This is a genomic window from Paraburkholderia lycopersici (genome assembly GCF_900096975.1).
GTDB classification, from domain to species: domain Bacteria; phylum Pseudomonadota; class Gammaproteobacteria; order Burkholderiales; family Burkholderiaceae; genus Paraburkholderia; species Paraburkholderia lycopersici.
In genome coordinates this window covers 68,187-81,565 of record NZ_FMYQ01000031.1, presented here as the reverse complement: position 1 = coordinate 81,565, position 13,379 = coordinate 68,187, and the positions used below count along the sequence as shown (strand labels likewise).

Below are 13,379 nucleotides of genomic sequence, written 5' to 3'. Positions count from 1 at the left end.
TTCGGAGCGGTGGTTTTGGACATCACGGCGAAACGGCAGAATGGAAGAGCGCATATGATAACGGCTAAGTCCCTTTTTCCCACGCGTTTCGGGTCTACGGCCGCTGAGGCGCGTCGTCATTCATTTAATTCGGCATACTGATTTTTATGCGGAGCCGCCGTGCGGATACGAGCCGCCGGATTCGCAGATCCGCGAATTCGGTCACAATCGAATAACGGCGGAATAACGGCGGAATAACAGCGGAATAACAGCGGAACAACGGCGCGACGCTGCGCCCATTCCGGCGAAGACGCTTCGCCGCCCACTCAAGAGCCACAAGGAGACGTGCCATGTCAGAACCTACCCGCAACACAGCCAGGCAACGCGCCGAATTTCGCGCGCTGCATGCCGCCGGTTGTTTCGTGCTGCCGAACCCCTGGGACGTGGGAAGCGCGCGCTATCTCCAGGGCCTCGGCTTCAAGGCGCTGGCGACCACGAGTTCCGGCTTCGCATGGTCGCGCGGCCATGCAGACAACACCCTGCCGCGCGAAGCGATTCTCGCCCATCTGCGCGAGATCGTGGCGGCCACCGACCTGCCCGTAAACGCCGACTTCGAAAACGGCTTCGGCGCAGATCCCGCGGGCGTAGCGCAAAGCGTGGGCCTCGCCGTCGAGACCGGCGTCGCCGGCCTTTCCGTCGAGGATTCGACCGGAGACGCTGCGGCGCCGCTACTGCCGCTCGACGTGGCCGTCGAGCGCATGCGCGCGGCGCGCCGCGCGATCGACGAGCGTGGCGGAGACACCTTGTTAACAGGCCGAGCGGAAAATTTCGTGGCCGGCATGCCGGACCTCGACGACGCCATCGCGCGGTTGCAGGCGTATGCGCAGGCAGGCGCGGATTGCCTCTATGCGCCCGGCATCCAGACGCGCGAACAAATCGCGGCCGTCGTCTCCGCAGTCGCACCGAAGCCGGTGAACGTGCTGATCGGCGCGAATTCGGCCCTCACGTTGGACGATCTGGCCGCACTCGGCGTGCGACGCGTGAGCGTGGGCGGCGCGCTCGCACGCACTGCCTGGGGGAGCTTCATGCGCGCGGCGCAACGGCTCGCCGATGGGCGCTTCGACGGCTTCGAAGGCGCCGCGCCCGGCGCGACGCTCAACGGTCTTTTCCGCAGCGGGACGTAAGCCAGCGCCAGCGCCACGAATGGGCTGCCGGACTGACGCTACGCGAGCCTCGTGGTGTCCGCGTAGAGAGCCGACGCTACGCCCGCAAGCAGAAAGGCGGGCGAATTGATTCGCATGCCAAATCAATCTAACGAAAGCCGCAATGATCGCCCCCCCCCCCGCTCATGCGCGAAGCAGGCAACCCGACTGCCGACGGAATCGTGTATGCAGAAGCAGCTAGCGGGAAGGAGGCGGCGCGGCGCACAGCCGATCCGCCCGGCCAGCCGTCTTTAATCGTAGTGACGGTACTTGTGATGGCGCTTGCCGTGATAGCCGCGCGAATAGTCGTCGGCGTACGAGTTTGAACGCGAGATGTTGCCGCCAAGCGCCGAGCCAGCGCCGCCGCCCACCGCCGCGCCGATCAGCCCGCCCGTGCGGCCGCCCATGGCGTTGCCCGCAGCCGTTCCCGCGCCGCCGCCAAGCGCGCCGCCGATGATTGCGCCCGTGCGCTCGCGACGATTCGACGTAACCGCGCCACCCGCGCCGCCGCCCACCGCGCCGCCGATAACCGCGCCCGTGCTGCCGCCCACCGCGCCGCCCAGGGCCGCGCCAGCCACGCCGCCGAGCGCGCCACCCAGTGCGTTGTTCATATCGCCGGCCAGCGCCGGCAGCGATGCCGCAGCGGTCAACGCGGCAACGGCAACCATCTGGATGATTTTCTTCGACATAGTTGTGCTCTTACGTTTTTAAGACGGCACCGAGTATAGCGGTCAACGTGAAAGCACTTTGTAACGCCACGCGGCGCGCTCCGTAAGAGGTGTAACAAAATGGCCGACGGCGACGAGCAGCGCAGAGACAACCCTGTTCAAATGAGTGTCATCAACCATATCGTACAATTACGATATATGATTCGGACAGTTACGATGCAGCCGAGATGAAGAAACCCCCACCCACTCCACTGCCAGATCTGGATATCGACGCGATCTGCAAGGCGCTTGCGAATCCCGTGCGCCGCGAGATTCTCGCCTGCCTGCGCGAGCCGCAGGCGCATTTCGGCGACCAGGAACTGCCGCTGGACCACGGCGTCTGCGCAGGCAAGATCGACGCACATTGTGCGCTGTCGCAGTCCACGGTATCCGCGCACCTGGCCGTACTGCAGAAGGCGGGACTCGTCACGTCGAAGCGTGTGGGGCAGTGGGTGTTCTTCAAGCGCAACGAGCCGGTCATCGAGGCGTTCATCGCCCACATGAACGCGCAGTTGTGATCCTCGACGCATCGTGCGTTTCGATTCCCGTATCGCTTCTCAGCCCGCGGGCCGCGCCCGCAGACAAGGTGAACACATGGCAACGCTTTTCGACCCTATCCAGATCGGCGACCTCACGCTGCCGAACCGCATCATCATGGCTCCGCTCACGCGTCAGCGCGCGGGCGAAGCGCGCGTGCCCAACGCGCTCATGGGCAAGTACTACGCCGAGCGCGCATCGGCCGGCCTCATTATCAGCGAGGCGACCTCGGTAACGCCGCAAGGCGTCGGCTACGCCGAAACGCCGGGCATCTGGTCGCAGGAGCAGGTGGCGGGCTGGAAAATCGTGACGGACGCCGTGCACGCCGCGGGCGGTCGCATCTTCCTGCAACTGTGGCATGTGGGCCGCGTTTCCGATCCCGTGTTCCTGAACGGCGATCTGCCGGTCGCGCCCAGCGCGATCGCCCCGCAGGGCCACGTGAGCCTCGTGCGTCCGCAACGCGCGTACGTCACGCCGCGCGCGCTCGAAACCGCCGAAATCGCCGGCGTGATCGCGGCGTTCCGCCTGGGCGCGGTCAACGCGAAGGCCGCGGGCTTCGACGGCGTGGAGATCCATGGCGCAAACGGCTATCTGATCGACCAGTTCCTGCAGGACAGCACCAACCAGCGCACGGACGCCTACGGCGGCTCGATCGAGAACCGCGCGCGCCTGTTGCTCGAAATCACCGACGCGTGCATCGATGTTTGGGGCGCGAACCGCGTGGGCGTGCATATCGCGCCGCGCGGCGACGCACACACGATGGGCGATTCGAATCCCGCGGCGACGTTCGGCTATGTGGCGCGCGAACTCGGCAAGCGCAAGATCGCGTTCCTTTTCGCACGCGAATCGCTCGGCGACAACCGCCTCGGGCCGCAACTGAAGGCCGAATTCGGCGGTCCGTTCATCGCGAACGAGAAGTTCTCGCTGGAATCGGCGCAGTCCGTGCTCGAAGCCGGCGAAGCCGATGCGGTCGCCTGGGGCCAGCTTTTCATCGCGAACCCCGATCTGCCGCGCCGCTTCGAGCTGAACGCGCCGCTCAACGCGCCGAATCCTTCGACGTATTACGCGCGCGGCGAGACGGGCTACACGGACTATCCGTCGCTCGAAAGCGCGGCATGACCGCGACGCCGCCATAAAGGGCGCACAGCATCGCCGCACGCCGACGTGCGGCCACGGCTGAGGCAGCCTGCCTCGCCGCGGCCGCTTTTCTCTGAACGATCCGAACCTGGCGGACGCACGCACGGGCGGCAAAATTCAGACGGATCCCGCGCTCGGCGCCCGTCGGCGGGCGCCCTCGATAGTGCGATTCGATAGTGCGATTCAATTGGAAACCCTGGCGCGGATATCCTTGAATTCAGACCTTGTCTGCCGCCCCTTCCCCGCTGACCGGAGCCAAGTCATGCCGAAGACCGACGTTGACCAGATCGTCCATACTATCGCCGAAGAAACCAACACGCCTGAAGAAACGGTGGCGCGCATCTACGCCGACACCCTCGATCAATATCGCGCCGAAGCGCGCATCCAGGACTATCTCCCGCTGTTCGCCGCGCGCAAGGTGCGTGCGACGCTGCGGCAAAGCGCTCCGACGCCGCACTGATCTTCACGGCGCGCGCTTTCGCGCCGGCTGATCGAGGCCGGCTGCTCTCCCCGCCGCACGCTTCCTTCCGGCGCGCTACCTTGGCATGTCTGTGCATCCACCGCACGCCCTTGGCTCTTAAGGCTGGTTTAATTCTTTGCTGCAACCATAAGCTCAACCCCTGTTGAGCCGCCGGAACATCGGCGGCGTTTTTTTGCACGGTAAACCGAGGAGGAGCGAGGTCATGGTTGAAGACGACGTGCTGGTGCACCTGCAGTCCCTGCTGCGCGACGGCGCGGCTTCGACGGTCGCGTCGTGCCGGGTCTCCACGCCGCCCCAGCACCCTTGGGGCCGCGCCTACCGGCTCGTCGAATGGACGACGCCGCTCGACGAAGGCGCCCGACGCCAGGTCGTCCCGGCCGAGAGCACGGCGCTGGAAATCGCGCGCCTCGTGGCGCAGCACGTACCCGGGAGGCGCATTCTGCTCAACGGCGAACCCGCCGCCGCTGAGCGTCCGCGCACGCGCCGCCGCTCGCGCAGCGGGGCAAGCGCACGCGCGGCGCGTTAGAAGCATCACCCCGCGAGCTCATCCTCGCCGCATGTCCCTCTGCGCCGGCGCTTCACCGCGCCGCGTCACGCCACCAGCCGCGCGGGTTCCTCCTCCAGTTCGTCGCGCGCGGGCGTCGTCGGCGCGCGCGCAACTCGTTGCGGATCAGCCCGCATGCCGCAAGCCCGCCTTCACGGCCCCCTCCCCCGATTCGGCTTCGCGAACGAAGCGCGCACGAGCGTGTGCCAGATCGAGCACGCATCGGCAAGACGTCTTTCGCGCAGCGCTCTCGCCATTGCCAGTAGACGCTCGCGCCGCCGCGTCACTCGCTTGCGGCAAAAGAACTTGACTTCTCGCGCCGTCGATCTAATATACGCACCGCGTACATCAACCAGAAATCACGGGTGCCAGCATGAGCGTTCCGCAACAAGCCTTCCTCCGTGACGCCATGCGGCGTCTGAACATGACCCGCGACGCGTTCGCGAGCCGCATCGGCGTGTCGCGCCGGGCGCTCGACACGTGGCTGCTGCCAGAGGAGTCGCAGGAATCGCGCGCGATGCCCGAGATCGTCGAGCGCTTCGTCTCGGAAATTGTCGGGAGCGGCGAGCCGCGCGAAGACTATACGCAAAGCGTAGACGCTCGCTCGCTCGCGAGCCAGATGCAGTTCGAGGGCAAGCCGCAACTGCTCTCCGTCGACCAGTTCTCGCGCGACTCCGTCGAGGCCCTCTTTCGCGTGGCCGACATCATGCAGCCCATTGCGCGCCGCCGGAAAATCTCGCGCGTGCTCGAAGGCGCGGTGCTCGGCAACCTGTTCTTCGAGGCCAGCACGCGTACGCGCGTAAGCTTCGGCGCGGCGTTCTGCCGGCTGGGCGGTTCGGTGTGCGACACGACCGGCTTCACGTTCTCCTCGATGGCGAAGGGCGAATCGATCTACGACACGAGCCGCGTGATGGCCGGTTACGTGGATGCGATGGTGATTCGGCATCCTGATCAAGGCTCGGTGGCCGAATTCGCGCGCGCCGTGAATATCCCCGTGATCAACGGCGGCGACGGTCCCGGCGAGCACCCGAGCCAGGCGCTACTCGACCTCTACACGATCCAGCGCGAATTCTCGCGCCTCGGCAAGATCGTCGACGGCGCTCATATCGCGCTCGTCGGCGACCTCAAGTACGGCCGCACGGTGCACTCGCTCGTGAAGCTGCTCGCGCTCTATCGCGGCATCAAGTTCACGCTCATTTCGCCGCCGATGCTCGAAATGCCCGCGTACATCGTCGACAAGATCTCCACCAACGGCCACGTGGTCGAGCAGACGCACGACCTGCGCGAAGGTCTGCGCGGCGCGGACGTCGTGTACGCCACGCGTATCCAGAAGGAGCGCTTTGCCGACGAATCGTTCGAAGGCTACACGCCCGAGTTCCAGATCAATCAGGCGCTGATGGACGAGTGCTGCAGCGCCGAGACGCTCGTGATGCATCCGCTGCCGCGTGACAGCCGCCCCGGCGCGAACGATCTCTCGACCGACCTGAACCACGATCCGCGCCTCGCCATCTTCCGCCAGACCGACAACGGCATTCCGGTGCGCATGGCGATCTTCGCGGTGTTGCTCGGCGTGGAGAATCTCGTGCAGCACTCGATGCGCGATGCGGTGTGGCGTCCGCCTGCCTACCTCGGTCCGGACGACGCCGTGTTCCACGGCATCGACTGAAGGTGTCGAACGGCGCGCCTGCTGGTTGCGCCCACAACCTGATCGGCCCGCAAGCGTCAATCGCGCTTGCGGGCCGATTGGCTTTTTAGCGCTCGCGATACGTCACGCTCGCTACTTTCACGAAGATCGCGCGGAGTGTGTACCGATTGACCGTTCGACGCGCGCCGCGTCGGAAACGGAATTTTCGCAATCCTGTCCAGCGCGCCAGCTTCGCGCCGGGCTGGCGTCAGCCATGCGCCAGCGTTGCGCCACGAAATGCCGGCAAGCCGAGGCGCAGCGAAAAATTCACGCGTAAGCGCTTTACTTTCGCGTTCGAGAAGTGCACTTTGCAGTTCTGGCATGCCCGGCCTGTGGACCGAGGCATCGGAATTGCTGCACGAATGAGGCCCGCCGCTGCGCGACGAAGCCCTGCGCCCACTCGCGCGGCCAGCGCTTGAAGTCCCGGCTTACGTTCTTTACGTTCCGTCTTCATCCTGGAGTCCGCAGAACGCCATGTCCAACGAACGTCCCCTCGATGCGCCGTGCGAAAGCGACGACGCCTCCCCAAGTTCCCCTCCTGCTTCGGCCTCGCGCGCTCCCGTCGATGTCACGCGCCGACGCTTCCTGCAATCGGCCGCTGCCGCAGCCGCACTGGGCGCGACACCTCATCTGCATGCGCAGAATGCGCCGCCGGGCAGCACGGAAACCGAAGCGCCGCCACCCGCGCCGGCCCAACCGGTCAGGCTCGACATCAACGGCCGCGAATATGTGCTGCATATCGAGCCGCGCGTCACGCTGCTCGACGCGCTGCGCGACTATGCGGGCCTCACCGGCACGAAGAAAGGCTGTGACCGCGGGCAGTGCGGCGCGTGCACGGTGCTCGTGGAAGGCCGGCGCATCAACAGTTGCCTCACGCTCGCGGTGATGAACGAGGGCCAGCGCATCACCACGGTCGAAGGCCTCGCGAGCGCGAATGCGTTGAGCCCCGTGCAACGCGCCTTCATCGAACGCGACGCTTTCCAATGCGGTTTCTGCACGCCGGGCCAGGTGTGTTCGGCGACGGCGTGCCTCACGGAATTCGCCGCGGGCACGGCCAGCGCCGCGACACCCGATGTGCGCACGCGCCCCGCTCAACTGAGCGAAGCTGAAATACGCGAGCGCATGAGCGGCAACATCTGCCGCTGTGGCGCCTATGTCAACATCGTGGCCGCGGTGCGCGACGCGCACTCGGCCAGCGCGTGAGTTCGGGAGCACCGTCATGGACGCCATCTCGTACCAGCGCGCCGCCGACGTGAACGGCGCCATCGCGGCCGCGCAGCGCCCCGGCGCGGCCTTCATCGGCGGCGGCACGAATCTGCTCGATCTCATGAAAGGCGGCATCGCGCATCCGGTGACGCTCGTCGACATCACGCACATCGCGGCGCTCGACACCATCGAAACGCTGCCCAACGGGGGACTGCGCATCGGCGCGCTCGTGCGCAACAGCGACGCGGCCAACCACACGCTCGTGCGCACCCGTTACCCGCTGCTCTCGCAGGCATTGCTCGCGGGCGCTTCGCCGCAACTGCGCAACATGGCGACCGTGGGCGGCAACCTCATGCAGCGCACGCGCTGCGCTTACTTCTATGACACCGCATTCGCCCAATGCAACAAGCGCTCGCCCGGCAGCGGTTGCGCGGCCATCGGCGGTTTCAATCGCATGCATGCCGTTCTCGGCGCGAGCGCCCAGTGCGTCGCCGTGAACCCCTCCGATATGAGCGTCGCGCTCGCGGCGCTCGAAGCAACGGTGCAGGTGAACGGGCCGCGCGGGTCGCGCGCGATCGCGTTCGGTGCGTTCCATCGCCTGCCGGGCGACCGGCCCGATCTCGATACGACGCTTCAATCAGGTGAGCTGATTACTTCGGTCGATCTGCCGCCGCCGCTCTTCAGCGAACACTCGCACTATCTGAAGGTTCGCGATCGGGCGAGCTACGCATTCGCGCTCGTTTCGGTCGCCAGCGCGCTGCAACTCGACGGCAACCATGTCCGCGCCGTACGCATCGCGCTGGGTGGCGTGGCGCATCGGCCCTGGCGCGCGAGCGTGGCGGAGCACCATCTCACGGGCAAGATGCTGAGCGCGGCCACGCTGCGCGAGGCGGCCGCGGCGGAGCTTGCGCAAGCGAAGCCCCTCAATGGCAATGCGTTCAAAGTCGGGCTCGCGCAGCGCGCGATCATCCGTTCGACGATGCTCGCGGCCGCGGGCACGCAGGGCACTACAGCGGAAAACGCAGCGGAAAACAACGCGGGAGATTTCGCATGACCATGCTGACCGGACAGCCGATGGACCGCATCGACGGCATGCTCAAGGTGACGGGCGGCGCCCTCTATGCGGGCGATTTCCCCGAAACGCGGCTCGCCCATGCGGTGCTCGTGACGAGTACGATCGCGAGCGGCACGATCACGTCGATCGACACGAGCCGTGCGCAATCCATGCCGGGCGTGCTGCTAGTCATGACGTACCAGAACGCCATGCGCCTGCCCAACGGCGGCCGCTCGCCGCTCAAGCCGCCGGCGGGACGTCACCTCACGCTGCTGCAGGACAACGTCGTGCGCTACAGCAACGAGCCCGTTGCCGTCGTGGTGGCCGACACGCTCGAACACGCCACCGACGCCGCGCGTCACATCAACATCGCCTACGCTCCCACCCAGGCCACGCTCGACTTCGACAGCGCGAAACGCGAGGCCCACGCGCCGCCGAGTCCGATGGGCCGCCCTGTCGAGTCGGCGCGCGGCAACGTGGAGGCCGGCCTGCACGAGGGCGCGGTGCGCCTCGACGCCGTGTACACCACGCCCACGCAGTTCCACAATCCAATGGAGCCGCACGCGACGATGGCACACTGGGACGGCCCGGACCTCACGCTCTACGACGCCACCCAGGGCGTGAGCGGATCGCGCAACGCCGTTGCGGCGGTGTTCGGCATCGCGCCCGACAACGTGCGCGTGATCTCGCCGTTTCTCGGCGGCGGCTTCGGTTGCAAGGGCTCGTCGTGGTCGCACGTGAGCCTGTGCGCCATGGCCGCGAAGCAGACCGGACGCCCCGTGCGGCTCGCGCTCACGCGGCCGCAAATGTTCGGAGCGGTCGGCTCGCGCCCTCACACCGAGCAGCACCTCTCGCTCGCCGCGCGCGCGGACGGCACGCTCACGGGCCTGCGCCATGACACGCTCGCGCATACCTCCACCTTCGAAGACTGGCTCGAGACCTGCGGCCTCGTCACGCGCATGATGTACGCGGTGCCCAATTGCAGCACGAGCCATCGTGTCGTACCCCTGAATATCGGCACACCGACCTTCATGCGCGCGCCAGGCGAGACGACCGGGTCGTTCGCGCTCGAATCGGCAATGGACGAGCTTGCGTGGCGCCTGAAGATGGACCCGGTCGCGCTGCGCCTGAAAAACTATGCGGAGAACGAGCCGCAAGAGGGCAAGCCGTGGTCGTCGAAGGCGCTGCGCCAATGCTACGAAGCAGGCGCGCAGCGCTTCGGGTGGTCGCGGCGCGTGGGCACGCCGCGCGCGATGCGCAACGGCAACACCCTCATCGGCCTTGGCATGGCGAGCGCGACCTATCCCGCGAATCGCAGCGAGGCGGGCGCCATGGCGCGCATTCTCCCCGACGGCACCGCGATGGTTGCATCGGGCACGCAGGACATCGGCACGGGCACCTACACGGTGATGACGCAGGTCGCCGCCGACGCGCTCGGCTTCCCGCCCGAACGCATTCGCTTCGCGCTGGGCGATTCGACCTTGCCGAGCGCGCCGGTGTCGGGCGGCTCGCAGTCGGCGGCGAGCGTTTCGCCCGCCGTGCAGGCCGCGGCCGCCGCGGCGCGCGACAAGCTGGTCGCGCTCGCCCGCGCCGACCGCGGCTCGCCCGTCTACGGTCTCGCCGACGACGACGTGACCGTGCAGGACGGCTGGGTCGTGAGCCGCAGCGACCCCTCGCGTCGCGACCCGGCCGCCGCCGTCATCGCACGCGCGGGCGGGCAGCCGATCGAAGCGCAAGTCGCGGCGAAGCCGGGCGCGGAAAAGCAGCAGTACGCATTTCACTCGTTCGGCGCGGTATTCGCCGAAGTGCACGTCGATGCCGATGTCGGCACGATCCGGGTCGCGCGCATAGTCGGCGTCTACGACGTGGGCCGCGTGCTCAACGAAAAGACGGCGCGCAGCCAGCTGATGGGCGGCATGGTGTGGGGCGTGGGCACGGCCCTGCACGAGGCGGGCCTTTTCGATACGCGCATGGGCCGCTTCGCGAACAACAATCTCGCCGAATACCACGTGCCCGTGAACGCGGACATCGGCGAACTGGACGTGCTGTTCGTCGGCGAGCCGGATCTGCGCTTCAATCCGCTCGGCGTGCGCGGCATTGGCGAGATCGGCATTACCGGCGTGCCGGCGGCCATCGCCAACGCCGTGTATCACGCTACGGGCGTGCGCGTGCGAGATCTGCCGATCACGCTCGACAAGGCCGTCCCGCAAATGAATCCGATTGCCTGATCCGCACCGCAGGACCTGCAACGCGGGTCCTGCACTCGCACAGTGCATGAACGGTCGGCAAACGCCGCGCGAATGGCGCGCGCGGGACTTGCCTCGCGCACGCTCGCGCCGCACAATCACGATTCCCCCTTCTCGCGGGCATCACACACCATGGCCTATGCTTCGTTCGCCACCGGCGTGTTGCTCGCCGCCGGCACCGGCTCGCGCTTCGATCCTCTCGGTCTGCGCAACAAGCTCCTCGCTCCGCTCCCCGAAGGCAACTGCGTCGCGCGCGAGTCCGCGCAGCGCCTGCTGCGCGTCGTGCCGAAAGTGATCGCCGTCGTGCGCCCTGGCGCGGAGACGCTCGCCCACGTGCTCAACGACGCGGGCTGCGACGTAGTGTTCGCGCCCGACGCCGAACGCGGCATGGGCGCGAGCCTCGCGGCCGGCGTGGACATCGACCACGAAGCGGAAAGCTGGATCGTGGCGCTCGCCGACATGCCGCGCATCGCGGTCGAATCGATCGAAGCCGTGGCGCGCACGCTGGATGCGGGCGCATCGCTCGTCGCGCCGTTTTACCGCGGGCAGCGCGGGCATCCGGTGGGTTTCGGCTACGCGCATCGCGCGGCGCTCGTCGCGCTCGACGGCGACGCGGGCGCGCGCGCGCTCCTCGGCTCGCAACCGCTCACGCGCGTCGACGTGGACGATCCCGGCATCCTGCGCGACATCGACACACCGGCCGACCTCAACCGGCTTTGATAACGGGCTTGGATTCTTCGATTGCGATTGAATGGAAATCGCACGCGAATTCGATAGAAAACGTCCGAATGAATGTCCGCCACACACGACACCGATCGCCTAGGCTATAAAGTGACGCGCGCCACCCGGCCATACGCTTTCAGCGCAAGAGGACTTCGCGATGATCTGTTCGCATACGACTCCGCTTCCCGATCCGCTCGCCGATCCGACGCGGGACCCGGAACGCGACCCGCTCACCCCGCCGTCACCGGGACATCACAACGACGAGCCGCAGCAGCCCGAAGGCCCGCCGGACAAAGATCCCGTCTGACCCGCAGGCCCGGCTTCATGCCGGGCTCGGGTCCAGCAGCAGCTCGGGCGGCGTCGGCGCATGCACTGCGCGGACGCCGCGGTTCGGCATGCGCGCCTCGCGCGCCCTTCCGCCCCCCATTCACACCTTTCGCCTGGCTTGCGCCATCGACGGCCGATCCGTAAAATGCAAACGATTCCTATTTGCATTTTTTTAAATCGCCGTGAGCCCAATCGTGATCGCGTTCGCCCCCGCATGCCGGCCGGCGAGCCGGGTTTTCGCATGAGACCGCTGCTGGTGCGCCTGCACCGCTGGCTGGGTCTCGGCGCCGCCGCCTTCCTGTTCCTCGCCGGCCTGACCGGCGCGGTGATCGCATGGGACCACGAGCTCGACGCCCTGCTGAACCCGTCGTTCTTCCGTGGCGCGACACCGGGCACGCCGCTGCCCGCGCTCGAACTCGCGAAGCGCCTCGAAGCCGGCGAGCCGCATGCGGTCGTGACCTTCATGCCGCTGTCCGTCGGGCCGGGCCAGACCTGGATTGCGCGTGTGGCGCCGCGCATCGACCCGCAAACGGGGCAGCCCTTCACACTCGACTTCAACCAGGTCGCGCTCGATCCGGTAACTGGCGCGGAGCAAGGCCGCCGCATGTGGGGCAAGCCGTCGCTCGCGCGCCAGAACCTGATCCCGTTTCTCTACCAGCTCCACTACACGCTGTTCCTGCCGACGAAGATGGGCATTGACTTCGGCGTATGGACGATGGGCGTGGTGGGGATCGTGTGGCTCCTCGACGGCTTCATTGCGATCGTGCTCGCATTCCCGAGCCTGAAAAGCTGGCGCAAATCGCTTGCCTTTCGCGTGAAGCGCGGCGGGTACGCACTCACCTTCGACCTGCACCGCTCGGGCGGCGTGTGGCTCTGGGGCCTGCTGATGGTGATCGCCGTCACGTCGATTTCGATGAACCTCGGCACGCAGGTCGTGCGCCCCGTGGTGTCGGTCTTCTCGACGCTCGCGCCGGACCCGTTCCGCAGCGTCGCGCCCGGTCCCGCGCTCACACCCGCCGAAGACGCCGCGGCGCGCGAGCGCATCGTGGCCGCCGCCGCTAGCGTGGGACGCCGCGAAGGCATCACCGCGCCGCCCGGAGGATTCTTCGCGGTGCCGACGGCCGGCGTGTACGGCGTGGGCTACTACGCGGCGGGCGACGACCACGGCGACGCGGGCCTCGGCAATCCCTGGCTCGTCATGAACGCGCGCACGGGCGCGGTGCTCGGAAGGCAGATTCCCGGCCACGGCAGCGCAGGCGACATCTTCATTCAGGCGCAGTTTCCGCTACATTCGGGCCGCATCGCAGGGCTGCCGGGCCGCATCGCCATCAGCTTCACTGGCCTTGTCGTCGCGATGCTCAGCGTGACGGGTGTGCTCATCTGGCTCAAGAAGGCGCGCGCACGGCGCAAGACTGCGAAAGGGGGAAAGGCGGCGAGCACGGTGCGGACGCGCGAGCGGGCGGCAAACTGACCTGCAAACGAAAGCGCATCACGCACCGCACGCGTGCGCGAGATAAGGCAAAAGGCCTTGCGGCGACCGGTTATTCGATCG

13 protein-coding genes and 1 pseudogene are annotated in these 13,379 nt (G+C 67.2%); 12 read left to right on the top strand and 2 right to left on the bottom strand.

Annotated elements, in window-relative coordinates; genetic code table 11:
* Nucleotides 1–329: 329 nt before the first annotated feature.
* Nucleotides 330–1,163 (top strand): isocitrate lyase/PEP mutase family protein, encoded by an 834-nt coding sequence (locus tag BLU17_RS26745; RefSeq protein ID WP_092003814.1) that lies wholly within the window; start codon nt 330–332, stop codon nt 1,161–1,163.
* A gap of 269 nt (nt 1,164–1,432) precedes the next feature.
* On the opposite strand, the gene BLU17_RS26740 is transcribed toward BLU17_RS26745, so the two are convergent.
* On the bottom strand, nt 1,433–1,870 hold the full coding sequence (locus BLU17_RS26740) for a hypothetical protein (RefSeq protein WP_092003811.1): 438 nt from the start codon (nt 1,868–1,870) through the stop codon (nt 1,433–1,435).
* 206 nt (nt 1,871–2,076) lie between these two features.
* Between BLU17_RS26740 and BLU17_RS26735 the strand changes: the two genes are divergently transcribed.
* The 5 genes and pseudogenes from BLU17_RS26735 to BLU17_RS26715 all read left to right on the top strand — a co-directional run bounded on the left by BLU17_RS26735 (nt 2,077) and on the right by BLU17_RS26715 (nt 6,253).
* Nucleotides 2,077–2,406: an ArsR/SmtB family transcription factor gene (locus tag BLU17_RS26735; protein ID WP_092003807.1), complete on the top strand. Its 330-nt coding sequence runs from the start codon at nt 2,077–2,079 to the stop codon at nt 2,404–2,406.
* Between the two features lie 76 nt (nt 2,407–2,482).
* A complete protein-coding gene (locus BLU17_RS26730; RefSeq protein ID WP_092003804.1) occupies nt 2,483–3,544 on the top strand; it encodes an alkene reductase in 1,062 nt (353 codons plus the stop codon).
* A 280-nt stretch (nt 3,545–3,824) separates the two neighbouring features.
* Nucleotides 3,825–4,022, top strand: coding sequence for a DUF3562 domain-containing protein (locus BLU17_RS26725; RefSeq protein ID WP_092003801.1), 198 nt, complete (start codon nt 3,825–3,827; stop codon nt 4,020–4,022).
* Nucleotides 4,023–4,245: 223 nt separating this feature from the next.
* Nucleotides 4,246–4,476 (top strand): annotated as a pseudogene (locus BLU17_RS26720) (DUF2866 domain-containing protein); the annotation flags it as partial.
* Between the two features lie 484 nt (nt 4,477–4,960).
* Nucleotides 4,961–6,253 (top strand): aspartate carbamoyltransferase, encoded by a 1,293-nt coding sequence (locus BLU17_RS26715; RefSeq protein ID WP_092003796.1) that lies wholly within the window; start codon nt 4,961–4,963, stop codon nt 6,251–6,253.
* A gap of 56 nt (nt 6,254–6,309) precedes the next feature.
* On the opposite strand, the gene BLU17_RS32695 is transcribed toward BLU17_RS26715, so the two are convergent.
* Nucleotides 6,310–6,594 carry a hypothetical protein gene (locus BLU17_RS32695; protein ID WP_143189346.1) on the bottom strand — a complete coding sequence of 95 codons (285 nt, stop codon included), beginning with the start codon at nt 6,592–6,594 and terminating at the stop codon, nt 6,310–6,312.
* A gap of 151 nt (nt 6,595–6,745) precedes the next feature.
* Between BLU17_RS32695 and BLU17_RS26710 the strand changes: the two genes are divergently transcribed.
* From BLU17_RS26710 to BLU17_RS26690, 6 genes are all read left to right on the top strand, one after another.
* Entirely contained in the window at nt 6,746–7,474 is a 729-nt protein-coding gene (locus tag BLU17_RS26710; protein ID WP_092003793.1) for a (2Fe-2S)-binding protein, read from the top strand.
* Between the two features lie 16 nt (nt 7,475–7,490).
* Nucleotides 7,491–8,531 (top strand): FAD binding domain-containing protein, encoded by a 1,041-nt coding sequence (locus BLU17_RS26705; RefSeq protein WP_092003790.1) that lies wholly within the window; start codon nt 7,491–7,493, stop codon nt 8,529–8,531.
* Nucleotides 8,528–10,759 (top strand): xanthine dehydrogenase family protein molybdopterin-binding subunit, encoded by a 2,232-nt coding sequence (locus BLU17_RS26700; RefSeq protein ID WP_092003787.1) that lies wholly within the window; start codon nt 8,528–8,530, stop codon nt 10,757–10,759. Before BLU17_RS26705 ends, BLU17_RS26700 begins: the two co-directional genes overlap by 4 nt.
* A gap of 150 nt (nt 10,760–10,909) precedes the next feature.
* Nucleotides 10,910–11,497, top strand: coding sequence for a nucleotidyltransferase family protein (locus BLU17_RS26695; protein WP_092003876.1), 588 nt, complete (start codon nt 10,910–10,912; stop codon nt 11,495–11,497).
* 160 nt (nt 11,498–11,657) lie between these two features.
* Nucleotides 11,658–11,807 (top strand): hypothetical protein, encoded by a 150-nt coding sequence (locus BLU17_RS33345; RefSeq protein ID WP_176929205.1) that lies wholly within the window; start codon nt 11,658–11,660, stop codon nt 11,805–11,807.
* Nucleotides 11,808–12,068: 261 nt separating this feature from the next.
* Nucleotides 12,069–13,298 (top strand): PepSY-associated TM helix domain-containing protein, encoded by a 1,230-nt coding sequence (locus BLU17_RS26690; protein ID WP_092003873.1) that lies wholly within the window; start codon nt 12,069–12,071, stop codon nt 13,296–13,298.
* The last annotated feature ends 81 nt before the right edge of the window (nt 13,299–13,379 follow it).

What these genes read in the sequence shown, in the direction of transcription:
- BLU17_RS26745 (WP_092003814.1), top strand. Translation starts at nt 330, where the DNA reads ATGTCAGAACCTACCCGCAACACAGCCAGGCAACGCGCCGAATTTCGC.
- BLU17_RS26740 (WP_092003811.1), bottom strand. Translation starts at nt 1,870, where the DNA reads ATGTCGAAGAAAATCATCCAGATGGTTGCCGTTGCCGCGTTGACCGCT.
- BLU17_RS26735 (WP_092003807.1), top strand. Translation starts at nt 2,077, where the DNA reads ATGAAGAAACCCCCACCCACTCCACTGCCAGATCTGGATATCGACGCG.
- BLU17_RS26730 (WP_092003804.1), top strand. Translation starts at nt 2,483, where the DNA reads ATGGCAACGCTTTTCGACCCTATCCAGATCGGCGACCTCACGCTGCCG.
- BLU17_RS26725 (WP_092003801.1), top strand. Translation starts at nt 3,825, where the DNA reads ATGCCGAAGACCGACGTTGACCAGATCGTCCATACTATCGCCGAAGAA.
- BLU17_RS26715 (WP_092003796.1), top strand. Translation starts at nt 4,961, where the DNA reads ATGAGCGTTCCGCAACAAGCCTTCCTCCGTGACGCCATGCGGCGTCTG.
- BLU17_RS32695 (WP_143189346.1), bottom strand. Translation starts at nt 6,594, where the DNA reads ATGCCAGAACTGCAAAGTGCACTTCTCGAACGCGAAAGTAAAGCGCTT.
- BLU17_RS26710 (WP_092003793.1), top strand. Translation starts at nt 6,746, where the DNA reads ATGTCCAACGAACGTCCCCTCGATGCGCCGTGCGAAAGCGACGACGCC.
- BLU17_RS26705 (WP_092003790.1), top strand. Translation starts at nt 7,491, where the DNA reads ATGGACGCCATCTCGTACCAGCGCGCCGCCGACGTGAACGGCGCCATC.
- BLU17_RS26700 (WP_092003787.1), top strand. Translation starts at nt 8,528, where the DNA reads ATGACCATGCTGACCGGACAGCCGATGGACCGCATCGACGGCATGCTC.
- BLU17_RS26695 (WP_092003876.1), top strand. Translation starts at nt 10,910, where the DNA reads ATGGCCTATGCTTCGTTCGCCACCGGCGTGTTGCTCGCCGCCGGCACC.
- BLU17_RS33345 (WP_176929205.1), top strand. Translation starts at nt 11,658, where the DNA reads ATGATCTGTTCGCATACGACTCCGCTTCCCGATCCGCTCGCCGATCCG.
- BLU17_RS26690 (WP_092003873.1), top strand. Translation starts at nt 12,069, where the DNA reads ATGAGACCGCTGCTGGTGCGCCTGCACCGCTGGCTGGGTCTCGGCGCC.